Source organism: Pseudomonas sp. KU26590 (genome assembly GCF_026153515.1).
In the GTDB taxonomy this organism is placed as follows: Bacteria; Pseudomonadota; Gammaproteobacteria; order Pseudomonadales; family Pseudomonadaceae; genus Aquipseudomonas.
Map to the genome: position 1 here is coordinate 965,932 of NZ_CP110644.1, position 24,290 is coordinate 990,221.

The window sequence follows — 24,290 nt, forward strand, 5'->3', positions numbered from 1 at the left end:
CTGTTGAAGACGGCGCCGGCTGACTCGGAAAAAAGACCATTCCTGCGATGCGCGGCAAACCGTCGTATGTGCTCTACACGATGGGACTGGTAGAATCGCCGCCGGTTCATACGAGGTTCCTTCATGCTTGATTCTCACAGTGAGCGCATGAGCGGCAGCGAAACCCGCGCGGCGGGCGGTCTGGCGCTGGTGTTTGCCTTCCGTATGCTTGGCATGTTCATGGTGCTGCCCGTCCTTGCCACCTACGGGATGGACCTGGCCGGCGCGAGCCCGGCACTCATCGGTCTGGCGATTGGCGCTTACGGCCTGACACAAGCGGTGCTGCAAATTCCCTTCGGCATCATCTCCGATAGAATCGGCCGTCGCCCTGTCATTTATCTAGGGCTGGTCGTGTTTGCGCTCGGCAGTGTGCTGGCCGCTCAGTCGACCTCGATCTGGGGCGTTATCGCCGGTCGGGTACTGCAAGGCGCGGGCGCTATCTCCGCAGCGGTCATGGCGTTGCTCTCCGATCTGACCCGCGAGCAGCACCGCACCAAAGCCATGGCGATGATCGGCATGACGATTGGCGTGTCGTTCGCCGTTGCGATGGTGGTCGGTCCCATTCTGACCAGTGCATTCGGATTGTCCGGTCTTTTCCTGGCGACCGGCGCGATGGCGCTGGTGGGCGTGGCCATCGTTGCCTTCGTCGTGCCCAAATCCACAGTGACCCTGCAGCACCGTGAGTCCGGTCTGGCGCGACAGGCATTGGGCGCGACGCTTCGTCATCCCGACCTGCTGCGTCTGGACTTGGGTATCTTCGCGTTGCACGCCATGCTGATGTCCAGTTTCGTGGCATTGCCGCTGGCGCTGGTCGAAAAAGCCGGCTTGCCCAAGGAGCAGCACTGGTGGGTGTATCTCACTGCGCTGCTGATTTCTTTCTTCGCGATGATCCCCTTCATCATTTACGGCGAGAAGAAGCGTCAGATGAAGCGAGTTTTGCTCGGCGCAGTGCTGGTGCTGATGCTCACTGAGCTATTCTTCTGGGAGTTCGGCGACACGCTGCGAGCGCTGGTCATCGGTACCGTGGTCTTTTTTACCGCGTTCAACTTGCTTGAAGCGTCGCTGCCGTCGCTGATCAGCAAGGTGTCTCCGGCGGGTGGGAAGGGCACGGCGATGGGGATTTATTCCACCAGTCAGTTCCTGGGTTCGGCTGTGGGGGGCATTCTCGGTGGATGGCTGTTCCAGCACGGCGGGCTGGATGTCGTGTTCCTCGGCGGCGCCGGGCTGGCCGCCATCTGGCTGGCGTTTGCTGTTACCATGCGCGAACCTCCCTACGTAACCAGCCTTCGCTTGCCGTTGTCGCCCGAGGCTCAACGCGACACAGGCCTTGCCGATCGCGTGTTGGCCGTACGTGGAGTAACAGATGCAGTAGTGGTGGCCGACGAGGCTGCCATCTATATCAAATTTGACAAAGAACTGTTGGATCGGGCGTCTTTCGACGAAGTGGTCAATCCAGCGTCGGAAACGTGTGAAGCCTAGGAGAACGTTATGGCCCGTGGGGTTAACAAAGTCATATTGGTCGGGACATGCGGCCAGGATCCCGAAGTCCGCTACATGCCTAACGGTAATGCCGTGACCAACCTGAGTCTGGCAACAAGCGAGCAGTGGACCGACAAGCAAACCGGTCAGAAGGTCGAGAAGACCGAATGGCACCGTGTTTCGATGTTCGGCAAAGTCGCCGAAATCGCCGGCGAGTACCTGCGCAAGGGTTCGCAGGTCTACATCGAAGGCAAGCTGCAGACCCGCGAATGGGAAAAAGACGGCATCAAGCGTTACACGACTGAAATCGTCGTCGACATGCAAGGCACCATGCAGTTGCTCGGTGGCCGTCCTCAAGGCGAAGGCGCTCCTCAGGGCCAGGGTGGTGGCGGTTATCAGAACTCCCAAAACTCCGCGCCGCGCCCGCAGCAACAGGCACGCCCGCAGTCTGCTCCTCAGCCTCAGCCACAGCGCGAGTCGCGCCCCGCGCCGCAACAAGCGCCGCAGCCAGCGCCTGATTTCGACAGCTTCGATGACGACATCCCATTCTAAGCAGCGCGTTATCCAAGCGCGTTAACGCCGCAAACAAAAGCCCCCGCACAGCTCAGCTGTCCGGGGGCTTTGTTTTGGGTCTCGTTCGAGGATTACAGACCCAGATCCGACAACCCGGGATGATCGTCAGGACGGCGGCCCAGCGGCCAGTGAAACTTGCGATCCGCTTCTTTGATCGGCATGTCATTGATGCAGGCGAAGCGTCGCGCCATCAGGCCGTCTTCATTGAATTCCCAATTCTCGTTGCCGTAAGAGCGGAACCAGTTGCCTGAATCATCGTGCCATTCGTAGGCGTAACGGACCGCGATGCGGTTGTCGGTGAACGCCCAGAGCTCTTTGATCAGGCGGTAGTCGAGCTCCTTGTTCCACTTGCGGATCAGGAAATTTTTCGCCTCTTCACGGTTCTCGGCGAAATCGGCGCGGTTGCGCCATTGGGTGTCGAGCGTGTAGGCCAGCGAGACCTTTTCAGCGTCCCGGCTGTTCCAGCCATCTTCCGCCAGGCGAACCTTTTCGATGGCGGATTCTCGGGTGAAAGGGGGAAGTGGCGGGCGAGTCTGGGCATTGGACGACATGGTGGACCTCCAGGCGGTGATGATTCGGCGGTGGGTGGGACGTTTTAGGCTAGGAACTGGAACGCAGGCGCTGCTCCAGCATCAGCTGCGCAACCGCCTTGGCGCTTTCTGCAGCACTGTAGTCACCCATGACGCGGGCGACGGTGATCGCGCCATCCATGAGGATCAGCAACTGTTTTGCCAAGGCTTGCGGATCGGCAATCCAAAGCTGCTCGCAGAGCTCCAGTGTGTAGTCCAGCAGCTTCTGTTTGTGCAGCTTGGCGATCAGACGTATGGGGTCCTGTGGGTCGCCGACTTCGCCGGCCGTATTGATGAACGCGCAGCCGCGAAAGCCTTCGGACTCGAACCAGCCTTTAAGCACGTCAAACATATTCAGGATGCGTGCTTCGGGTGTGTCGGCCTTGTTCGATTCAGTCCGGAACCAGTCCATCCAGCGCACATCACGTGCATTGAGCGCAGCGGCGGCGACGTCGTCTTTGGTGGCGAAGTAGCGATAGATGCTTTTCCTCGCGACCCCGGACGTCTTCACCAGAAGGTCCATGCCGGTGGCCTGGATGCCGTTCTGGTAAATGAGCTGTTCGGCCGTCGCGAGGATTTTCTCGCGGGTGTTGGTCGTTGATGTGTTCATGATGCAGAAGGTAGAACGTGCGTTCTCCCGCGTCAAGCCGCCCATTCAAAAACAGGCTCAACGCACCTGATCGGTTTCCGGCAGCGCACGTTTCAAATCGTCTGCACTGGGTGAAGCCTTGGCCAGCGTCACGGGGATGGATTTAGCCGCAGGCACCTTGCTGCGTTCGGCGTGGTGCCACAGCGGAACGAGCGGATTGCACTCGGGGTAGTACGCCGCGCAGCAGTTCTCGGGGATGTCGTAGGCAATGATCTGCAGAGGTCCTACCGAACGCGTGACCTGAGGCTCGATGGCCGTAGTCACGTTGACCCAGTCTCCCGGTTTGAAGCCCATTCGCAGGACATCGTTGCGGTTCATGAAGATGACCGCGCGGGTGCCGCTGACGCCACGGAAGCGATCTTCGTAGCCATAGATCGTGGTGTTGAACTGGTCATTGCTGCGCAGCGTCATCAGTTGCAACACGTCGCGGCGAGTGTGGTTCGGGTACACGTCATCGTTTTCTTCAAGCAGTTGGGGCGTGATGAACATCGCGCGGCCACTCTCGGTTTTCCATTCACGTTTCGCCGCCGGGATAGGACGATGAAACCCGCCGGTTTCCCACATGCGGGTTTCCATGTCGTGGAAAATCTCGGGATAGACCTGAGCGATGTCCTGACGAATCAGCGCGTAATCGCGGCGCCAGGCGTCCCAATCGATTCGGGTAGTACCGGGTAATGTCGCCTCGGCGAGGCCGGCGAGAATGGCGACCTCGGCGCGGGCGTGAGCGCTGGCCGGTTCGCTGTTACCTTGCCAGGCCCGCACGCAGCCGGTGCTGTCTTCAGTGGTATAAACCTGCTCGACGCCGTTTTGCACATCCTTCTCGATGCGCCCGAGGCAGGGCAATATCCAGGCGTTTTTCCCCGGAACCAGATGCGTGCGGTTCAGCTTGGTCGCGATCTGAACGTTCAGGTCCAATGTATTCCAGGCCGGTTCCATGCGGGACGTGTCCGGGATTGCGCGCAGAAAATTCCCGCCAAGTCCGACGAATCCGCGCACGCTCCCGTCCAGCAGTCCTTCGCAGGTCTCAACGGTGTTCAAGCCTTTTTTCGTCGGGACCGTGAAGCCATAGAGTTCCTCAATCTTATCCACAGGGATTTTTTTCGGGTCTTCGGTGATGCCAACCGTGCGCTGCCCCTGCACATTGGAGTGACCGCGCACCGGACAGATGCCGGCGCCGCGCTTGCCGATGTTGCCGCGCAGCAGGAGCAGGTTCACCAACATCTGCACGTTGGTCACGCCGCGCCGGTGTTGGGTGATGCCCATACCGTAAATCAGCATCACACGCTCGTGTCTGGCGTACACCGTCGCCACTGCCTCCAGCGCGCTGCGGCTGAGTCCTGCCCGACGCTCGATGCTTTCCCACGGTGTTTCGAGCGCCCAGCTGCAGAACTCAGCGAATCCCTCAGTGTGTTGGGCAATGAACGCCTGATCGATGATCCCGGGCTCACCCTTAGCCAGCGCCACCTCGTCCATTTCAAACAGCGACTTGGCGATGCCCAGCACAACCGCCGTGTCCCCGCCGATCGCCAACTGGTGATATTGCGTGCTGATGATGGTCGACTTCGGCCCGAGCATCTCCACGGGGGACTGCGGGTTGACGAAGCGTTCGAGGCCGCGCTCACGGATCGGATTGAACGTGATGATCGGCACGTCGCGCTGCCGGGCTTCACGCAGTTGATGCAACATCCGTGGGCTGTTGCTGCCCACGTTCTGGCCGAAAAACAGGATGCAGTCGGTGTGCTCGAAATCATCCAGCGTCACCGTTCCTACCGGTACGCCGATACTTTCCTGCAAGCCCACCGAGGTGCTCTCGTGGCACATGTTCGAGCTGTCGGGCAGGTTGTTGTTGCCGTAGGCGCGGGCGATGAGCTGGTACATGAACGACGTTTCCAGCGAGGCCCGTCCGGAGGCGTAAAAAACCACGCTGTCGGGCGTCATGCTTTTCAGCTGCGCGCCAATGTCACGGTAGGCGTCCTCCCACGTGGTTTCCTGATAGCGATCGGTTGCAGCGTTGTACCGCATGGGGTGCGTGAGGCGGCCCTGTTGCTCAAGGTCGTAATCGGGCCACTGGCGCAGTTCGGTGAGGGTGTGACGGGCAAAAAAGGCCGGGTCGGTCTTCCGCGACGTCAGCTCCCAGGCCGTGGCCTTCGCGCCGTTTTCGCAGAACTCCAGGCTGTGGGGCTTGCCAGGCTTGGCCCATGCGCAGCTGACGCAGGCAAACCCGCCCGGCTTGTTTTGTTTGATCAGCGGCAGGCCTGCACGAATCGGCGCCTGCTCCCGCCAGAGGATCTCCATCACCGACTTCGCCGAGCCCCAACCGCCGGCGGCGGAGGTGTAGGGACGGTAATGGGCTTTGGGATGGATGAGCGACATGGAGTTGATCCTCGGCGGAGCGGGCGCACTTGAGAAAGTCACCCTCGTAAAGGCTACGACGAAGCGGCTCGGTAAAGGTTCGTTACATTTTCCCGGTGAGCGGACAGCCAACGGCCAACATGACGATTGCGCTTTGGAAACGAACTTGCCGGATGAAATTCGATCAGTTCCAGAGGGCCGATTTTTCCACGGTTCTCTGACCGAAGGAGTGACTCGCGTTTTGCCGAATTTCAAACCCTTTCTGTTGCTTTGCCTGCTGTTAAGTGTTTGCAGCGTCAATGTTCAAGCCGCCGACGCGCCCGCCGCAACCACCGCTCCCGCTGGCACACCTGCCGACCCGGCGCCGGAGGATCCTGCCAAAGCGGAGATTCTGGTCAAAGGCGGATTGCTCGGCGCTATCAGTTCCAGCATCGACAGCGTGCAAGACAAGCTCGATGTGGATGGCCACTTGCTCGACTCCTGGCGTCTGCGCGCTGACCGCGCCGCCGACGAGATCGACGCGCTGGTCAACAAACCGCAGTCGCGCTCACCGTGGCGAATCACGGGCGATTTCGTGATGCTGTCGCTGGTGTGGGCGGGGGCATTCCTGCTGCTCAACCGCATCGGCGCGTTTCTCGTGACACGGTTATCACGGCATCGGTTTCTGATCCGCCGCGATCGCGTGGTCGGGGTGCTGGGCTATGTGCTGCCATACATGGTGCCGGCGCTCATCTGTCTGCCGCTGACGCTGTACGTCAGTCATTTCATGCCGACGTCGGTGGGGCGTGCGCTGGCGCTGTGTCTGGCTTACTCGACCAGCAGCGGGATTTTCTCCACCTCGGTGCTGCTGTCGCTGATCGTGCTGTTCAATTCGGGCCACAAACGGCCGGCGGTGCGCATCATTCGTCACTACGCGCCGCACCCGTTGTTCATCATTGGCTTTCTCGCGGCGTTGAGCGACGCGTTGACCAGCCCACAGATTGCCAGGCTCTTCGGCGGCAACGTGACCACCAGCATCGCCGCGTTCACCGGGCTGATGGCGTCGGTCATGTTTGGCATGGTCGTCATCCGCATGCGCCGGCCGATTGCGCATTTGATCCGCAACCGTTCCCTGGGCGCGCGGCTGTCGCGGCCTGCGGTGCAACAGACCCTGAAGATCTTCTCCAGCCTCTGGCACTTGCCGATCCTGCTGATGATTCTGGTCTCGGCCGTGAATCTGATCGGCGCCGGGGAAGGCAGTCAGGAAGCTTTGCGTTGCGCGTTGCTGACCACGGTGCTGTTGATTGGCGCGGTGTTTCTCAGCACTTTGTTCCAGCACATGTTCAAGCCCACCGAGGCGCGGACCGACAGTGTTTACAAGGAGCGTCTGCTGAGCCTGTTGCACGCAGTCATGCGTATTGCGCTGGCGATCGGCTTCATTGAGTTGCTGGGGCGGATCTGGGGCTTCTCGCTGTTTGAATTCGCCCAACGCAATGCGCTGGGCAAAGTGATCAGCGATTCCCTCAGCAGCATTGGGCTGATTCTGCTGGTGACCTGGCTGCTGTGGGTGGTGATGGACACGGCCATTCAGGAAGCCCTGAAACCGCCGGCGAATGCGCGTTCCACACGTCAGCCGAGCACGCGGGTGAAGACCATCCTGCCGCTGCTGCGCAACGCGATGAAGATCATCCTGGTGGTGATTTGCACCATCACGACCATGGCGAACTTGGGCATCAACGTCGCGCCACTGCTGGCCGGTGCCGGGGTTGTCGGTCTGGCGATCGGTTTCGGTTCGCAGCAGTTGGTGCAGGATGTCATTACTGGGCTGTTCATCATCATCGAGGACACGATCTCCATCGGCGACTGGGTTGTCTTGGATTCTGGCCATGCCGGCACCGTCGAGAGCCTGACGATCCGTACGTTGCGTCTGCGTGACGGCAAGGGCTTCGTGCATTCGGTGCCGTTCGGGCAGATCAAGGCGGTCACCAACCAGTCCCGACAGTTCGCTTATGCCTTCTTCTCGTTCCAGTTTACCTACGACACCGACGTGGACGCGGCGACCTCGTTGATTCGTGAAGCGGGCCAGTCGATCAGCGACGATCTGCTGCTGGCGAGCAAGCTGCAGGGCCCGCTGGAAGTGTTCGGGCTGGACCGGATGGACATGAACGGCATTGTGATCACTGCGCAGTTCCGCACCTCGTCGGGTGGGCAGTACGCGGTGAGCCGTGCGTTCAATGACCGGCTCAAGCGACTTGTGGATAAGTCGGATGAGGTGCGATTCGCGCAAACTTATCCACAACTGGTGATGAGCCCACACAATCGCCAGGCACCCGAGGGCGAACGTGGCGAGGAGGGCGCAGAGCAACAAGCGCTGCCCGGCAAGACATCAGTGGTGAACAAAGACGGGTCCGAAAGCCCGGTTTGACATACTGGGCAGATGGCGCGAGCTCGAGATTGTAGGAGCCGGCTTGCTGGCGAAAGCGTCCGGTCAGCCACTACATAGTTGTCAGACCGGCAAGGTTCGCCAGCAAGCCGGCTCCTACGGATTGGGGCCAACCACAATTCAGGCGAACGACGTAACGCCCCTGTAGGAGCGCGCTTGCCCGCGAAGGCGTCAGTACATCCAACATCGTGTTTGGCCGGGACACCGCCTTCGCCGCCTTCGCCAGCAAGCCGCTCCCCAGAGATTGGCTGCGGCCTACCTGAACAACCGATCCCGCACCTGCAGCATCAGCGCCTCATCCACCTCGCCCCAGTACTGCGGCTTGCCGGCGATGATGGCGGCGATGGGAATGCCGTCGCGGTAGACCAGTTTATTGCCCACAATCGCCGGGACTTTCGCGCCGGGCAGCAGCGTCCCGGCGAGGTTGAGGGGGTCAACTCCGCTGACGGCAATCAAGCTGCCGTCCAATGGGCGCTTGCGTACTTCGCGCAACAACGGGATGGCTTCGGGCAGCGCGAATTGCTCACCGGCCAGCCCTGCGACAAAGCGCCCGCCGCGAATCTCTCCGCGCGCCTCAAGCCGATGGAACGTACGCAGCAGCTCGCGCCATGTCGGCAGCCAGTCCGCCTCGCGCTCCAGCAGGCGCCAGAACACCACGCCGTATCGGCGCAGCAAGGTCATGGCGACATGCTCCAGCGTGTCGCTGTCGATCCTTTGCGACGCGCCTTCTTCCTTCGCCGGCGCGCGACGCAGCAACGCCCAGCGCCCGGCATCGTCCATGCCGCCAATGAAGGCGCCGCGATTGCGCCGACTGGTGTGGCTGGCGCGTTTGCTCGCCGGGGTGATCAGCGCCCGCAGCCCGGCAAAACTGTCGGCGTTGACCAGCCCTGCGCCGACCAACTCCTGCAGCGCTGTTTCTAGTTCAGCCCGCAGCAAGTGCGCCTCACCGGTCAGCTCATCGAAAAACATCGCGCCCTGGCTCGACAACACCTCGTGAACCTTTTGCGCGCGCAGGGATAATTCGGTCGGCGCCGGCTGTTCGGTCAGCCCGGTCCACAGGCGGACCTGCGGTCGCGGCAGCAGCACAATCGGCGTACTGCGCAACGCAGCGCTGCCGACCTTGTTGCGACTGGTCAGGCGCATCCACACCACCTTGCCGGACCGACACAGGTCATCCAGCCAGGTCGATGAATAGTCCTTCAAACGGCCCGGAAGAAGGTCACTGTCCCAGGCGCCTGCGGCTGACGAAAAACCCTCCAGTTGCGCGACGACTTCCGGCAGCGCGGCTTTGCCCTGACTCTGGGTCGTGGCGGACAGATGCTGCCAGTCGAAGAGGAATCGAGTGAAGTCCTGCAGCGACACCGGCTCGATTTCCCGGCGCAGGCGTTTGACCGTGTAACGGTGGATGCGCGACAGCAGGTGCCGCTCGCACCATTGTTCCTCGCGGGCGTCAGGGCTGAACTGGCCGCGCAACACGTAGCCTTCGTTTTCCAGCTGCGCCAGTGCCTGAGCGACCTCGTTCTGTGTCAGCGCCAACGGCTCGGCAATGGCGGGAACCGTGAGCGGGCCGAAGCCGCCAAGCCGCGCCCGTACGATTTCGACGCGCGCTTCGTCCTCGCTCCAGGCTTCATCGAACCCGGGCAACGCTGCCAACGGCGGGTGCATTTCGGCGGCGGGATAGATCGCCTGCAAACAGGTCAGCCGTTCCAGGGGGATCCACAACGCCTGCTCGGGGGTGACCTGCAAGCGCGTGCCCCGGCCGGAGCGGGCCAGACTTTCCAGCCATTTCATCCAGCCGCTGTGCTCGCGGGCCTCAACGCCGGTGATGCAGCCCAGGCTCATCAGCGCCTCGTGCATCTCATCGACGTTTTGCGGCTGCGGCCAGGCTTCATCGGCCACCGCTTTGATCGCATCGACATCCAGCGCGCCGAGATCATCGGTGGATTCCGGGTCGCTCCAGCGCCGATTGAGCACCGCCTGGGTGCGACGTTCTTCCAGCGGCGCGTTGTCGAGAAACGCATACGGCTTGGCGTTGAGGATTTCTGCCGCCAGCGGCGAGGGCGCGGGCAGATCGCGACTGACCAGGCGCACCTCGCCGTTTTCCATACGCCGCAGCAGTTTCAGCCAGCCTTCGGCGTCCATGGCTTCGTGCAGGCAATCGTCCAGGGTCTGCTCGATCAGCGGATGCTCCGGCACGTCCCGCTCACCCACCAGATTTTCCAGGCAGGCGATCTGGTCCGGAAACACGGTGGCGATCAGGTCATCGCTCTTGATCCGCTGCAACTGAGGCGCCACTTTTCGCCCGCCGGTGTAGCGCGGCAGGGCCAGTGCGACGCCGGCGTTCCAGCGCCAGCGCACGCCGAACAATGGCGCATCCAGCACCGCCTGAATCAGCAGATGCTCAGCGGTATTGGAATTGAGATAACGCCAGACTTCATCGAGTGCAAAGCTGTGCGCCGTGGACAGCGACAGCACGATGGCGTCCTCGCTGGCGGCGGCCTGCAGCTCGAAGTTGAAGGTGCGACAGAAGCGCTTGCGCAGGGCCAGGCCCCAGGCGCGGTTGACCCGGCTGCCGAACGGGGAATGAATCACCAGTTGCGTGCCGCCGGACTGATCGAAAAAGCGCTCGATGATCAGCGTGTCCTGAGACGGCAGCGCGCCCAGGGCCAAATGTGCGCGGGCGAGGTATTCAATGATCTGCTCGGCGCTGGCGAGGTCCAGGCCCAGGGTGTTCATCAGCCAGTTAGTGCAGGCCTGAAGATTGCCGGGGTGGGCGCTGAGCTGCTCGTCGATGTCGGCCTGCAAACGGGCGACGGCGAACGACAATTCATCACTGCGCCCCGGCGCCTCACCCATCCAGAACGGAATGTTCGGCGGCATGCCGTGGGCGTCCTCGACCCGCACCCGACCGGACTCGATCCGCAGAATCCGGTAGGACGTGTTGCCCAGCTGGAAGATGTCTCCCGCAGCGCTCTCCACGGCGAAGTCTTCGTTGACGGTGCCGATGTTCAGCGCCTGGGGTTCGAGGACCACGCTGTAATCGGCGTTGTCCGGAATCGTGCCGCCGCTGGTGACCGCCGTGAGTTTGCTGCCGCGCCGGCCACGCAACGTGCGGGTCACCGCGTCGCGATGCAGATACGCCGCGCGCACGCCCTGACGCCCGCTGTAGCCTTCGGCGAGCATGCTCAACAGCGCCTGATAATGGCCTTCGTCGACGTCGGCGTAGGGCGAAGCCTTGCGGAACAGCGCCAGCAGGTCCTGCTCTTGCCACTCCTGACAACTGACCTCGGCGATGATCTGCTGCGCCAGCACATCCAGCGGCGCCTTGGGAATGACCAGCGTGTCGAGCTCGCCGCGACGCACACAATCCAGCAGCGCCGCGCACTCGATCAGATCATCCCGGGAAACAGCGAACAGCCGCCCCTTGGGCGTGCCGCCGACGTGGTGACCGGAACGGCCGACACGCTGCAAGAAGGAAGCGATTGAGCGGGGCGAGCTGATCTGGCAGACCAGATCGACATCGCCAATGTCTATGCCCAGTTCCAGCGAAGCCGTGGCGATCAGCACTTGCAGGTCACCGCGCTTGAGGCGCTGCTCGGCGTCGAGTCGTTGCTCTTTGGCCATGCTGCCGTGGTGGGCTGCGACCGCCTCTTTGCCCAGTCGCTCACTCAGATGCCGCGCCATGCGCTCGGCCAGCCGCCGCGTATTGACGAAAATCAGCGTGGTGCGATGTTCGCTTGCCAGCGCGGCGAGCCGGTCGTAGACCAATTGCCAGACGTCACTGGACATCACGGCGCTCAAGGCAACCGGCGGCACTTCGATGGCCAAGTCCCGAGGGCGCGCGTGGCCGATGTCGACGATGGCGCAAGGGCGGCTGACGGGATCGCCGCCCACCAGAAAACGCGACACCCGCTCGATGGGTTTCTGCGTTGCCGACAGGCCGATACGCAGCAGCGGTTTTGCACACAGCGCCTGCAAACGCTCCAGCGACAGGGCGAGATGACTGCCGCGCTTGCCGGCCGCGATGGCGTGAATCTCGTCAACGATGACGGTCTGCGTGCTCGCGAGCATGCGCCGGCCGGAGTCGGATCCCAGCAGCACGTAAAGCGATTCCGGCGTCGTGACCAGAATGTTCGGCGCGGTTTTACGCATGGCGGTGCGTTCTTTCTGCGGCGTATCACCGGTGCGCACGGCGGTGGTGATGCGCAGCCCGGGCAGACCCTGCTGAATCAGATGATCCGTGATGCCCGCCAGCGGGTTTTGCAGATTGATCTGGATGTCGTTCGACAGCGCTTTCAGGGGCGAAACGTACACCACAAACGTCTCATGGGGCAGCTCGCCGCCCCGCTCCAGCCCTTGATGCACCAGATCATCAATGACTGCCAGAAACGCCGTCAGGGTTTTCCCAGAGCCGGTGGGCGCGGCGATCAACGTGGACTCGCGGCGCTTGATCAGCGGCCACGCCTGCGCCTGGGCCGCAGTAATGGCCGGGAACGTCGAGCGAAACCATGCGCTGACCGCCGGATGAAAGGCGTCGAGCACCGGGTCGGGCGTCTGGGGAAGGTTCATCCGCAATTAATGCGGGCGCCGGCGGGTAGATGCAAGGGTCAGATGCTCAGGGGAAGACACAAGGGCGAGCGATCGGCGACGCGTTTCAGGGCGCCGCACGCGCGCATGCCCGCCGTTGTTGGGACTTGCCCGATGACGTGTTATGTTTGCGGACGTTTTTCACCTATTTTTAATCGACCTGAAGACTGAGCCTGCTGACTCTATGCGAATGCGCCTTATGCTGTTGGGCGGCGGGAATGCCCTCGGGCAGGCGTTGATTCGTCTAGGTGCCGAGGAGAACATTGGATTCCTCGCGCCGCGTCCACCCCAAGACGGTTGGGATGCGGCAAGCCTGACGCAACTGCTCGATGACACCCGCCCGGATGCCTTGATCAATCTTGCTTACTACTTCGACTGGTTTCAGGCGGAGAAAGTGAGCGCTGACCGGCTGGATAATCAGGAACGCTCCGTCGAGCGTCTCGCTGAGCTGTGCCAGCACCACAATATTGTCCTCGTTCAACCGTCCAGCTACCGCGTGTTCGACGGTTCGCGGGCGACGGCCTACAGCGAAAAAGACGAGCCCGTGCCGCTGGGTTCCCGTGGTCAGGCCTTGTGGCGCATTGAGCAAAGCGTGCGTGCCACCTGCCCGCAGCATGTGCTGCTGCGTTTCGGCTGGCTGCTCGACGATAGTGCCGAAGGCGTACTCGGACGCTTCCTTAGCCGCGCTGAAACTCCCGGTGAACTGCTGCTGGCAGACGACCGTCGTGGTAATCCGACCCCGGTCGACGACGCCGCGAGGGTTATCATTTCGGTGCTCAAACAGCTCGATTGCGCCGCGCCGCTGTGGGGCACTTATCATTACGCCGGGCACGAAGCGACCACGCCACTGGCGTTCGGTCAGGCCGTATTGACCGAAGCTCGCCTGCTGCGCCCGCTGGCGATCGAGGTACCTACCGCGCAGGCCCACGCCGCGCGTCCGGACGCCAGCGAAGAGCCGCAGAACGCCGTGCTCGCCTGCAAGAAAATCCTTCACACCTTCGGTATCAAGCCACGCGCCTGGCGTGCTGGCTTGCCCAATCTACTGGACCGCTATTACCGCCATGTCTGATGCTCCTGTCCTCATCACCGGCGGCGCCGGTTTCATCGGTTCGCACCTGACTGACGCGCTGCTCGCCAAAGGCTATGCGGTGCGCATTCTCGACGACCTGTCCACTGGCAAGCGCAGCAACCTGCCGCTGGACAACCCGCGCGTCGAGTTGATCGAAGGGGATGTGGCCGATGCCGCGCTGGTGGCCCGGGCGGCGCTGGGTTGCCAGGCCGTTGCGCATCTGGCTGCCGTCGCGTCGGTACAGGCCTCGGTGGATGACCCGGTGAAGACGCACCAGAGCAATTTCATCGGCACGCTGAATGTCTGCGAAGCGATGCGCCAGGCCGGTATCAAACGCGTAGTGTTTGCTTCAAGCGCCGCGGTTTACGGCAACAACGGTGAAGGCGAGGCCATCACCGAGGACACGCCAAAAGCACCGCTGACCCCGTATGCGTCGGACAAGCTGGCCGGTGAGCACTACTTCGATTTCTATCGCCGCCAGCACGGTTTCGAGCCTGTGGTGTTTCGCTTCTTCAATATCTTCGGCCCGCGCCAGGACCCTTCGTCGCCGTACTCCGGCGTGATCAGCATCTTCGCGGAGCGTGCCGTGAAAGACCTGCCGATTGCAGTGTTCGGCGACGGCGAGCAAACGCGGGATTTCTTCTACGTCGAGGACTTGGTTGACCTCGTGGTGCAGGGGATCGAAATGCAGACGGTGGCAGAGGGCGCAGTCAATGTCGGCCTGAACGCGACAACGTCGCTGAATGAGCTGCTGGGCGCCCTTGCCGAGGTGGTCGGGAGTCTGCCGCCGGTGAGCTACCTTCCGGCGCGCTCGGGTGACATCAAGCATTCACGGGCGAGCAATCAGCGTTTGCTTGAGCGCTTTGAAGTGCCCGAGCCGACGCCGCTGAAAGTCGGGCTGGCGCGGCTGCTGGGGCGCTGAAATCCACGCAGCAAAAAGGCACCGATGAGGTGCCTTTTTTGTGCCTGCTCGTTGGGGCGCAAGCGCTTAGAACTTGTAGCCCACGCCAACCATGTACACCCACGGGTCGACGTCTACGTTCACTTTGGTCCGTCCGACGCCCAGCGCCGACGGGCCGTCCAGCGTGGCTTGGGTGTCGATGTCCACGTACCACATGGCGGCGTTGAGCATGATCTTGTCCGTCAGCATGTAGTCCGCGCCAATCTGACCGGCCCATCCCCAGGAGTTCTTGATGTGCAGGTTGTTCATGCCCTGGCCTTTGCGTTCGCTGCTCAGGTTTTCATCGTAGAACCAGGTGTAGTTCACGCCGAGACCGGCATAGGGCTGGAATTTCGACGTCGCGTCCATCGGGTAGTACTGCAGCGACAGGGTCGGCGGCAGTTGTTTCACGTTCGCCAGCTTGCCGTCCAGCCCCGGGCCCAGGCCTTTGATCCCGACGGTGTGCTGGAACGGCGTTGCCGCCAGCAGCTCAAGGCCCACGTGATCGGTGAGCATGTAGGCGAAGGTCAGGCCCAACTGAGTGTCGCTGGTCAGCGTCGCTTTAGTGCCCGGGACCTTGGCGCCATCGAGCTTCAGGTTTCCGCTGTCTTCATTGGGCGCCGTCGTGGCAGAACCGGCGCGAACGATAAAATCACCGGCCTGGTGAGCGTGAGCAGCGAGGGGGATACCGAGTGCAAGCGCGAGCAGGGGCGCGCTGAGCAGGTACTTGTGCATGGGGGCTCCGTAAGGGCATGAAAAAGATGCCGTATGTTACGAAGCGTCCAGGTCGCGGTTTTTGACCTGGCTCAATGAAAAAGCGATTAATTAAGTGGTATTGGCGTCGGGCTATGGGGGCATGAGTGATGCACTGGCCCTGCACGGCAGGCCCTTGGAATTGGCGATGAACAGCGATTCACTGTAGGAGCCGGCTTGCTGGCGAACGCATCAGGTCAGTCGCTGCAACATTGGCTGACCTGCCGGGTTCGCCAGCAAGCCGGCTCCTTGATCAGCGCCCAATCGAGTTCATCGGTGCCTGGAATAAGCTTTCACTGCTCATCCGGCATCTCGTACACCAGAATCTTGTCCGCTTCCATCTGGTAACCGGCATCGGCCAATTCGCTGGTTGAGGATTTAACCTGCATCGGGCCTTCGATCCAGTAAGGCTGGTACAGCTCGTCCACCTTGACGCCCAACTCGCTGGTCACGTGGACGATCTGATTGGGCGGCGGTGGTGGCACGTGAATGCAGGCGCCAAAATACGGTACCAGGAGAAACTCAGTCACCCGGCCTTCCTCGCTGACTTCCAGCGGCACGATGTAACCCGGCAGCCGCACTCGCTCGCCGTCCAGCGACTTGACCACCGGCGCATGGGGCGCCAGTTGATGGGCGGCGGGCGCGGACTCGACGGACAGGGTGTCCGCCAGGCTCGACAGGTTATGGATCGGCGCGGTGATCAGCTTCACCGGCGGCGCGTCGGGCGGAATCATTTCCTGCCACGTCAGCACGCGCAGGTCCTGGGCCCACAACGGCGTCGCGGCGAGCACTAACAGCAGCATCCAACCCATCCGCATCACAACGACCTCATAAACGAATCGACAACCCGTCTGCCAGCGACTGGCGATAGGCACGCCACGCGGGCACGGTGCCCATCAACACGGCAGCGCCGAGAATGCCTGCCAGCAGCGTCCATTCGTAGGCGCTGGGCAGGGACAGCGGCAGATACAAACCGTAATTGGCCTGCACGTAACCCTGCGCGGAGGCGATGCCGATGTAAAGCAGCGCCAGTCCGCAGACCGAACCCCCCAGCGCCAGGGCGAACGCTTCCAGTACCAGCAGGCTGGCGATATGCCAAGGCCGTGCGCCCACCGAGCGCAGAATCGCCATCTCCCGACGCCGCTCGTTCAGACTCGTGAGAATCGCCGTGAGCATGCCGATCAGCCCGGTCAAAACAACGAACAACGAGATCACGAACAGCGCTTTTTCAGCCGTGCCCATCAGGCTCCACAGCTCCTGCAGCGCCACCCCCGGCAGAATCGCCAACATCGGCTCACCCCGAAACTCGTTGATGTCGCGCTGCACGGCGAAGGTCGCGATCTTGCTGTTCAGCCCGAGCATGAAGGCGGTGATGGCGGTGGGCGTGAGGTCCATGTTGCGTGCCTGATCGGCGCTGATCCGCCCGGCCCCTTGTGCCGGCACGCCGTTGTGCCAGTCGATGTGAATCGCCTCCATGCCGCCCAGGCTGATGTGCAGCGTGCGATCCACCGGCGTGCCGGTTCGTTTGAGAATGCCGACGACGGTGAACGGCTTGTCGTCATGCTTGACCAGGCTCACCGTCGCGACGCCGTGGGCCAGCACCAGTTTGTCGCCGAGCTTGTAATGCAGCGCGTCCGCCACTTCCGCACCGAGCACCACTTCAAACGGGTCAGTGGCAAACGGCCGGCCGTCTGCCAGCGCCAGGTGCTGCTGACGACCGTACTGGTAATGCTCGAAGTACGATTCGTTGGTGCCCATCACCCGATAGCCGCGATGGCTGTCACCCAGGGAAATCGGGATCGCCCACTTCACCTGCTTGCTGTTGGCGAAGTGCTCGAAGCTGTCCCAGCGAATGTTATTGGTGGCGTTGCCGATGCGGAACACCGAGTAGAGCAGCAGGTTGACCGAGCCCGAGCGCGCGCCGACGATCAGGTCCGTGCCGCTGATGGTGCTGGCAAAGCTGGTGCGCGCTTCGGTGCGCACCCGTTCGACCGCCAGCAGCAGGCAGACGGAGAGAGCGATGGCGAACGCGGTGAGCAATGCAGTGAAGCGGCGGTTGGCGAGGCTGGCCAGCGCCAGACGAAGAAGATACATCTCAAACCTCTGCGGCGACGGCGGCGCGATTGAGTTCGGCCAGCGACAGGTTGCGATCGAACAGCGGCGCCAGGCTTTGATCGTGGCTGACGAACAGCAGGCTGGCGCCGGCCTCGCGGCATTCGGCGAACAGCAACTGAATGAATGCTTCGCGGGCGTCGGCATCCAGCGCCGACGTAGGTTCGTCGGCGATCACCAGTTCCGGCTGGCCGATCAGGGCGCGTGCGGCAGCGACGCGCTGCTGCTGACCGATGGACAGCGAGTCGGCGCGGCGGCTGAGCATTTCAGGGTCTTTCAAGCCCAGGTGAGCGAGCAGCGTTTCAGCCGCTTTATCGACGCTGCCGTGGCGCTGGGTCGCCCGCTGGGTGCGTAATGTGGAAAAGCGGCACGGCAGCTCGACGTTCTCGCGCACCGACAAAAACGGCAGCAGGTTGAACTGCTGGAAAATGTAGCCCGTGTGATCGACGCGAAACCGGTCCCGCGCCCCGGCCGAGAGCTGTGTCAGCTCCTGACCAAGCAGGCGAACGCTGCCGCGGCTGGGGCGCTGCACACCGCCCAGCAGACCCAGCAGCGTGGTTTTGCCGCTACCGCTCGGGCCTTTGAGGAACAGGGTTTCGCCGGCATCGAGGCGAAACGCCGGAATGTCCAGCAGCTGCGGATGCCCCGGCCAGCTGAAGCCGAGTTCGGACAATTCAATGAGCGCTTGAGTCATGACCACACGTGCGTCTGAAAAGTGATCGACCGGGAAGCCCGGTCGCGGATAGAACGTTGCTGGTTAAAACTTGATCACCGGATTGCTCGGACGCACTTCGGCGCCCATCTGGCGTTTCGGCGTCACCAGTTGCACTTGAATGGTCTGGGTGGCCGGGAAGATTTTGAACAGCTGGGTCAGGTCGAGCTTGTTGAGCACGTTCGGCGCGCTGCAGGTGAACTGATAGTGGCCGTGAATTTCGCTGTGCTCGTGGTCAGCCGCGTCGCCCTCGGCGTGGTCGTGATCGTCGTCATCCTTGTCGCCGAACAGCGTGCTTTCAACCCGCTGTTTGGTGGCGGTGCATCCTGCCGCTTCCGGAAGACTGAACAGCGCGTGGGGCTTGAGCAGGGTTTCCTTGGCCAGGGCCAGGGTCATCTTGTCTGCGTCGGTCGTCGCCGGATGCTCGAAGCCGACGATGTTCATCGCCGGCGTGTCGAGCTCCAGTTCCAGCGTGCGCCCGTCCAGCGCCATATCCAGCCGCGCGACACCGTGCACGTGCGCGCCGAGGCTGCCGTGCTCATGATCGTGGTCATGTTCATCGGCCGCGTGGGCGACGGCGAGGGGCAGCAAGGCGAAGGGCAGGGCGAGTAGCAAACGACGCATGGGGGAAAGCTCCGGAGGCAGGTCTGAAATTTGTTATGTGATCTTATAACAATGTGTTGCGCGGTTTCTTAACTTTTTCAAGCGACCCTGTCCGATCCTGTGGGACCATGCCGGTCCGCCTTATCAGAGGACACACACCATGCTGCGAATCCGTGGAACCGTCGGCGATCTGCCGGTGGATCTGACTGTGGAAATGGACGACGCCGATTGGGCTCGGCTGGGCATTCAGCTGGGCGCGCAGGTTCAGGAAACGTCGGCGCCAACGGATACGTCCGTCAAGCCTGCGGCCAGTCGCAATGATGCTGTCTGGGACATCGCTCAGGAGCTGCTACGCAAAGCAGGTCACCTGACCGGGCCGGATCTGCTCGGTCAGCTCGAAGGTCTGTCGGGCAGCACCGCTGCGGGCAAACGCCTGATGGTGCGCATGCGTCACAGCGCCAATGTCAAAGTGGAAAGCCAGGGCGACACGCCGGTGTATCGCTGGGTTGAGTGATACACACGGGCGTTTTGGACCCGTGTGGGACCGGCTTTAGCCGGGAAGGCGTCATCCGTCACACCACAAAATTGAGGGTGCTCATGCGGGCCTCTTCCCGGCTAAAGCCGGTCCCACAAGTAAACCGCGTACATTCCTTGGGACTGGCTCGGTCTATCAAAGGACCGGCTTCAGCCGAGAAGGCTAGTAAAGCGCCGCAAACAACCGACGACGATACGTCGTGACCAACGGGTGATCATTGCCCAGCAAGTCGAACACCTGCAGCAGCGTTTTGTGCGGCTGGCCTTCGTTGTAGCTGCGGTTGCGGATGAACAGCTTGAGCAACCCTTCCAGCGCGGCTTCGTATTGCTGACGGGACAATTGCTGGATCGCCAGCTGGTGCGCGGCTTCATCGTCCTGCGGGTTCTGGGCCAGGCGCGATTTCAACTCGGCAACGTCAGGCAGCGCGGCGGCTTCAGCCAGAAACGTCAATTGCGCCTTGGCCCCGGCCAGCGCGGCTTTGTGCTCATCGCTCTTGACCGCGTCCAGCACTGTACGGGCTTCCGTCAGTTCGCCGCGTTCGGCCAGGCAGCGCGCATACAGAATCAGCGCAGCAGCGTTGGTGTTGTCCTCGGCGAGGATGGTTTGCAGAACCGCTTCGGCTTCGGCGAAATGACTCTCGGCAAACATCGCCTGCGCGGTTTTCAGCGGGTCGGCGGCGGCCGGCGGCGGCATCTGCACATGGGGCTCAAGCAGCGCGCGGATTTGCGATTCAGGCTGGGCGCCGGAGAACCCGTCCACCGGCTGACCGTCCTTAAACAGCACCACGGTGGGCAGGCTGCGAATGCCGAAGCGCGCCACGATGTCCTGTTCAGCGTCGCAATCGACCTTGGCCAGCAGCAGTTCGCCCTGATAACTCTCGGTAATCTGCTGCAACAGCGGCATCAGCACCTTGCACGGCGCACACCACTCGGCCCAGAAATCCACCAGCACGGGTTGGTGAAAGGAATTCTCGATGACCATCTGATCGAAAGTGGCGGTGGTCGCATCGAAGATGTACGGCGTTTCCTGGCTCATCGCTGGTCTCGAAGTAAGGCTTGATGGCGCGAACTATAAAGGGCTGGGGGGATTGTCGAAAGCGCGACAGCAGATGTGCGGTTTGCCGATGACCTGTGGGAGCGTGGCTTGTCCCGGGATCGGCGACGAAGTCGTCGTAAAACGGGTCAACTGGGTAAGGCTGACGCACCGTGTTGGGTGGGTTGCTGCCGCTGCGCGCCAGATCGCGGGACAAGCCACGCTCCTACGGGGTGGGTCAGGTCAGCTCAGGCCTGTCGCTGCGCATGATAAAGACTCACCCTGCGAAACTCCCACGGCTCGGCCAGATCCGGCAGCGTCAGCGCATCAAGGATTCCCAGCCGCGTATACATCGGGTGCTGAAAGTCCCGCACCCGGGAATCGGCCACCAACGCTTGTTTGCCGCGACTGAGAAACTGATCCAGCAGCGGCAGGTTGGCGCGGTCGTACAGCACGTCGGCCACCAGGATCAGGTCGAAACGATCCTCCTCGGCGAAGAAGTCGTTTGAATACTGAAGCGTCACGCCGTTCAGTCCGGCGTTGGCCCGGCAGGCCTCGATCGCCAGCGGATCGAGATCACAGGCGACGACTTCAAGCGCCCCGGCTTTCATCGCCGCAATGCCTGCGACCCCCGACCCCGCCCCGAAATCCAGCACCCGCCTGCCCGCGACCCACTGCGGCTGCTCGGCGAGAAAGCGCGCCAGCGCCAGGCCACTGGCCCAGCAGAAACTCCAGTAGGGCGGGTCGTCGAGAATGCGCCGGGTTTCGTCGGGGCTGAAGGCGCGATCCATATTGTTCGCGTCGATCAGCCAAAGCTTCAGCTCCGTCCCCGGCAGTGCTTCGGCGACCAGTTGCGCATCGCCCAGCAGCTCGCTCAATGCGGCTTGCAGGTGAAGCGGGGCGGTCACGGTGCGGGAGCGAATTGCAGCTGACCCAGCGCCTGCGTGGTGGGTTGAGTGATCAGCACGGACGGCAGATGCAGAATCAACTGCCCCGACTTGCTGGCGCGGCCGCGCAGTTCGACGCGCGCGCCCACCGGGAAGGCTTCCGGATTGAAACGCAGCTGGAACGGCAGCGACTGGTTGTTGCCGATCAGCTTGGTGCTGGTCAGCAGCTTTTGCGGGCGGTTGCGATCGTCGATCACCAGCAGCGCCAGCTCGACTTCTGCGCCGGCCGGCACGCCCAGCAACTGGCCGCTCAATTCGCGCTGGAACGGCTGCAGCGGGCCTTGCCCTTCCGGCAGCGTAATGGCGTTGGGCGCAGGTTTGGCAGGTGCTGCAGGTTTCGGCGCCTCGGCCGTGCTGCAGGCAGCGAGCAGGCCCACAAGGCTGATTACAGCAAGCGTACGTAGCGTCATGAACAGCTCCAGACAAAGCAGAATGCGGGCGAGATACGCACGGGATGACGCAGTATCGCTGAGTGCGACGGGTTTCACCGCACTGAATGCGCGTCTATATACCTCAAACCCCGAGACTTGTCTTGCCAGTGAGATGCGCTACCATGGCCCTCCCATTTTTTGTTGCCTGCCACCATGCACTGTCCCTTTTGCGGTGCCAACGACACCAAAGTCATTGACTCGCGCCTCGTTGCTGAAGGCGATCAGGTTCGCCGCCGCCGTGAATGCGTCGCCTGCGAAGAACGCTTCACCACATTCGAAACCGCTGAACTGGTGCTGCCCCGGCTGATCAAGCAGGACGGCAGCCGTCAGCCCTTCGATGAAGAGAAGCTGCGCGCCGGCATGCAGCGCGCGCTGGAAAAGCGCCCGGTCAGCGTCGAACGGCTGGAAGCGGCCCTGGCCCATATCAAAAGCAAGCTGCGCGCGACCGGCGAGCGCGAGGTCAAATCGCTGATCGTCGGTGAGCTGGTGATGGGCGAACTGCAAAAACTCGACGAAGTGGCCTACATCCGCTTTGCTTCTGTCTATCGGCGGTTTCAGGACCTCAACGAATTCCGCGAAGAAATCGACCGACTGGCCCGCGAGCCGGCTAAAGAGTGAGCATGACCTCCACAGAGCAAAGCGTGCTCGACGCGGCCTACATGGCGCGGGCGCTGGAACTGGCGCGCAAGGGCGTCTACTCGACGCACCCCAACCCGCGCGTCGGCTGCGTGATCGTGCGTGATGGCGCCATTGTCGGCGAAGGCTGGCACGTCCGCGCCGGTGAGCCCCACGCCGAGGTGCATGCGCTGCGCCAGGCGGGCGACAAGGCGAAAGACGCGACGGCTTACGTCACCCTCGAGCCCTGCAGTCATCATGGCCGCACCCCGCCGTGTGCCGAGGCGCTGGTCGATGCCGGTGTGGCGCGTGTGGTCGCCGCCATGCAAGACCCCAATCCCGATGTGGCCGGCCGTGGCCTGCTGCGCTTGATGAGCGCCGGTATTGCGGTGCAGAGCGGCGTGCTCGAAAGCGAAGCGCGGGCGCTGAACAAAGGGTTTCTCAAACGCATGGAGCACGGCCTGCCGTACGTGCGGGTCAAGCTGGCGATGAGCCTCGACGGACGCACGGCCATGGCCAGTGGTGAGAGCCAGTGGATCACCGGCCCTGAAGCGCGCTCCGCCGTGCAGCGCCTGCGTGCGCAGTCGAGCGTGGTGCTGACCGGCGCCGATACCGTGCTGGCAGACAACGCGAGGCTCACTGTTCGCCCGGACGAATTGGGCCTGAACGCCGAACTCACCGCCCTTGCCGCGACCCGGCCGCCGTTGCGCGTGCTGGTCGACGGTCGTTTGCGGGTGCCCCTTGATGCGCCGTTCTTTAAAGCGGGCAGCGCGTTGGTGGCAACCTGCGCGGCAGCCTCGGCGCGCGGGCGCTACCACGACGAAGGCCACGAACTGCTGGCGCTGCCGAGCAGTGGCGGGCACGTCGATCTGCGCAAACTGTTGGTCGAACTGGCCACCCGCGGCGTCAACGACGTACTGGTCGAGGCCGGCCCTAAACTCGCTGGTGCCTTTACCCGGCTGGGGCTGGTGGATGAATTTCAGATCTTCGTGGCGGGCAAGTTCATGGGCTCGTCGGCGCGACCGTTGCTTGACCTGCCGCTGGCGCAGATGAGCGAAGCGCTCGAACTCAAGATTGTCGAAATGCGCGCGGTCGGCAATGACTGGCGAGTCATTGCGATACCCGCGTCGCACCCCGGCGTATAATTCCGGCTTTCGCGCTCAGCGCTGGCCCTGTTTTCCAGGAGCACCCATGTTTACCGGCATCATCGAATCCATCGGCAGCATCCGCGCCATCACTCCGAAAGGCGGCGACGTCCGCGTTTACGTAGAGACCGGCAAGCTCGACCTTTCCGACGTCAAGCTGGGCGACAGCATTGCCGTCAACGGCGTCTGCCTGACCGCCGTTGACTTGCCAGGCGATGGCTTCTGGGCTGACGTCAGCCGCGAGACCCTGAACGTCACCGCGTTCGTCGATCTGAAAACCGGCAGCCGCGTCAATCTGGAAAAGGCCCTGACCCCGACCACGCGCCTGGGCGGCCATCTGGTCAGCGGCCACGTCGACGGCGTCGGCGAAGTGCTGTCCCGGGAAGAAAACGCCCGTGCCATTCAGTTCCGCATGCGCGCCCCCCGCGAACTGGCCAAGTACATCTCCCACAAAGGCTCGATCACCATCGACGGTACCAGCCTGACCGTGAACGCGGTCAACGGCGCCGAGTTCGAGCTGACCATCGTCCCGCACACCCTGGCCGAAACCATCATGGGCGACTACAGCCCGGGCCGTAAGATCAACCTGGAAGTCGACCTGCTGGCGCGTTACCTCGAGCGTTTGCTGCTCGGTGACAAAGCCGCTGATCCGACGCCAGCCCAGGGCGGCAACATCACGGAAAGCTTTCTGGCCGCCAACGGCTACCTCAAATCCTGAATCGAAGG

21 protein-coding genes are annotated in these 24,290 nt (G+C 62.5%); 9 read left to right on the top strand and 12 right to left on the bottom strand.

The window, feature by feature from the left end; genetic code table 11:
• Positions 1-123 precede the first annotated feature (123 nt).
• Both OKW98_RS04470 and OKW98_RS04475 read left to right on the top strand, forming a co-directional pair.
• Entirely contained in the window at positions 124-1,518 is a 1,395-nt protein-coding gene (locus OKW98_RS04470; RefSeq protein ID WP_265388110.1) for an MFS transporter, read from the top strand.
• A gap of 9 nt (positions 1,519-1,527) precedes the next feature.
• The gene (locus OKW98_RS04475) at positions 1,528-2,070 is read left to right on the top strand and encodes a single-stranded DNA-binding protein (protein WP_265388111.1); all 543 of its coding nucleotides are present in this window, start codon (positions 1,528-1,530) and stop codon (positions 2,068-2,070) included.
• Between the two features lie 92 nt (positions 2,071-2,162).
• On the opposite strand, the gene OKW98_RS04480 is transcribed toward OKW98_RS04475, so the two are convergent.
• Genes OKW98_RS04480 through OKW98_RS04490 form a run of 3 tightly spaced genes read right to left on the bottom strand, consistent with a single transcriptional unit; the run spans position 2,163 to position 5,682 of the window.
• A complete protein-coding gene (locus OKW98_RS04480; RefSeq protein WP_265388112.1) occupies positions 2,163-2,642 on the bottom strand; it encodes a nuclear transport factor 2 family protein in 480 nt (159 codons plus the stop codon).
• 49 nt (positions 2,643-2,691) lie between these two features.
• On the bottom strand, positions 2,692-3,270 hold the full coding sequence (locus OKW98_RS04485) for a TetR/AcrR family transcriptional regulator (RefSeq protein WP_265388113.1): 579 nt from the start codon (positions 3,268-3,270) through the stop codon (positions 2,692-2,694).
• 57 nt (positions 3,271-3,327) lie between these two features.
• Positions 3,328-5,682, bottom strand: a complete 2,355-nt coding sequence (locus OKW98_RS04490) for an FdhF/YdeP family oxidoreductase (RefSeq protein ID WP_265388114.1) — start codon at positions 5,680-5,682, stop codon at positions 3,328-3,330.
• A 220-nt stretch (positions 5,683-5,902) separates the two neighbouring features.
• Between OKW98_RS04490 and OKW98_RS04495 the strand changes: the two genes are divergently transcribed.
• Positions 5,903-8,065: a mechanosensitive ion channel family protein gene (locus tag OKW98_RS04495; RefSeq protein WP_265388115.1), complete on the top strand. Its 2,163-nt coding sequence runs from the start codon at positions 5,903-5,905 to the stop codon at positions 8,063-8,065.
• 273 nt (positions 8,066-8,338) lie between these two features.
• Here OKW98_RS04495 and OKW98_RS04500 read toward each other — a convergent pair whose 3' ends face one another.
• Complete coding sequence (locus OKW98_RS04500; RefSeq protein WP_265388116.1) at positions 8,339-12,652, bottom strand: DEAD/DEAH box helicase; 4,314 nt, start codon at positions 12,650-12,652, stop codon at positions 8,339-8,341.
• A gap of 202 nt (positions 12,653-12,854) precedes the next feature.
• On the opposite strand from OKW98_RS04500, the gene OKW98_RS04505 reads away from it, so the two are divergent.
• A complete protein-coding gene (locus tag OKW98_RS04505) occupies positions 12,855-13,739 on the top strand; it encodes a sugar nucleotide-binding protein (protein ID WP_265388117.1) in 885 nt (294 codons plus the stop codon).
• Complete coding sequence (locus tag OKW98_RS04510; RefSeq protein ID WP_265388118.1) at positions 13,732-14,661, top strand: NAD-dependent epimerase/dehydratase family protein; 930 nt, start codon at positions 13,732-13,734, stop codon at positions 14,659-14,661. The genes OKW98_RS04505 and OKW98_RS04510 overlap by 8 nt, the downstream gene beginning before the upstream one ends.
• A gap of 66 nt (positions 14,662-14,727) precedes the next feature.
• Here OKW98_RS04510 and OKW98_RS04515 read toward each other — a convergent pair whose 3' ends face one another.
• The 5 genes from OKW98_RS04515 to OKW98_RS04535 all read right to left on the bottom strand — a co-directional run bounded on the left by OKW98_RS04515 (position 14,728) and on the right by OKW98_RS04535 (position 18,880).
• The gene (locus tag OKW98_RS04515) at positions 14,728-15,414 is read right to left on the bottom strand and encodes an OmpW/AlkL family protein (RefSeq protein WP_265388119.1); all 687 of its coding nucleotides are present in this window, start codon (positions 15,412-15,414) and stop codon (positions 14,728-14,730) included.
• A gap of 311 nt (positions 15,415-15,725) precedes the next feature.
• Positions 15,726-16,235 carry a DUF3299 domain-containing protein gene (locus OKW98_RS04520; protein ID WP_265388120.1) on the bottom strand — a complete coding sequence of 170 codons (510 nt, stop codon included), beginning with the start codon at positions 16,233-16,235 and terminating at the stop codon, positions 15,726-15,728.
• Between the two features lie 25 nt (positions 16,236-16,260).
• The gene (locus tag OKW98_RS04525; RefSeq protein WP_265388121.1) at positions 16,261-17,526 is read right to left on the bottom strand and encodes an ABC transporter permease; all 1,266 of its coding nucleotides are present in this window, start codon (positions 17,524-17,526) and stop codon (positions 16,261-16,263) included.
• 1 nt (position 17,527) lies between these two features.
• Positions 17,528-18,238 carry an ABC transporter ATP-binding protein gene (locus OKW98_RS04530; RefSeq protein WP_265388122.1) on the bottom strand — a complete coding sequence of 237 codons (711 nt, stop codon included), beginning with the start codon at positions 18,236-18,238 and terminating at the stop codon, positions 17,528-17,530.
• Between the two features lie 63 nt (positions 18,239-18,301).
• A complete protein-coding gene (locus OKW98_RS04535; RefSeq protein ID WP_265388123.1) occupies positions 18,302-18,880 on the bottom strand; it encodes a DUF2796 domain-containing protein in 579 nt (192 codons plus the stop codon).
• 139 nt (positions 18,881-19,019) lie between these two features.
• Between OKW98_RS04535 and OKW98_RS04540 the strand changes: the two genes are divergently transcribed.
• Positions 19,020-19,373: a hypothetical protein gene (locus tag OKW98_RS04540; protein WP_265388124.1), complete on the top strand. Its 354-nt coding sequence runs from the start codon at positions 19,020-19,022 to the stop codon at positions 19,371-19,373.
• Positions 19,374-19,556: 183 nt separating this feature from the next.
• Here OKW98_RS04540 and trxA read toward each other — a convergent pair whose 3' ends face one another.
• From trxA to OKW98_RS04555, 3 genes are all read right to left on the bottom strand, one after another.
• Positions 19,557-20,429: a thioredoxin gene (gene trxA / locus OKW98_RS04545; RefSeq protein ID WP_265388125.1), complete on the bottom strand. Its 873-nt coding sequence runs from the start codon at positions 20,427-20,429 to the stop codon at positions 19,557-19,559.
• Between the two features lie 245 nt (positions 20,430-20,674).
• Positions 20,675-21,334, bottom strand: a complete 660-nt coding sequence (locus tag OKW98_RS04550; RefSeq protein WP_265388126.1) for a class I SAM-dependent methyltransferase — start codon at positions 21,332-21,334, stop codon at positions 20,675-20,677.
• Entirely contained in the window at positions 21,331-21,783 is a 453-nt protein-coding gene (locus OKW98_RS04555; RefSeq protein ID WP_237254191.1) for a hypothetical protein, read from the bottom strand. The genes OKW98_RS04550 and OKW98_RS04555 overlap by 4 nt, the downstream gene beginning before the upstream one ends.
• 174 nt (positions 21,784-21,957) lie before the next feature.
• Here OKW98_RS04555 and nrdR point away from each other — a divergent pair, with 174 nt between their 5' ends.
• The 3 genes from nrdR to OKW98_RS04570 are packed head-to-tail and all read left to right on the top strand — an operon-like array spanning position 21,958 to position 24,282.
• Positions 21,958-22,422, top strand: a complete 465-nt coding sequence (gene nrdR / locus OKW98_RS04560; RefSeq protein ID WP_265388127.1) for a transcriptional regulator NrdR — start codon at positions 21,958-21,960, stop codon at positions 22,420-22,422.
• Between the two features lie 2 nt (positions 22,423-22,424).
• Positions 22,425-23,564 (top strand): bifunctional diaminohydroxyphosphoribosylaminopyrimidine deaminase/5-amino-6-(5-phosphoribosylamino)uracil reductase RibD, encoded by a 1,140-nt coding sequence (gene ribD / locus OKW98_RS04565; protein ID WP_265388128.1) that lies wholly within the window; start codon positions 22,425-22,427, stop codon positions 23,562-23,564.
• A gap of 46 nt (positions 23,565-23,610) precedes the next feature.
• A complete protein-coding gene (locus OKW98_RS04570; RefSeq protein ID WP_265388129.1) occupies positions 23,611-24,282 on the top strand; it encodes a riboflavin synthase in 672 nt (223 codons plus the stop codon).
• Positions 24,283-24,290: the final 8 nt, after the last annotated feature.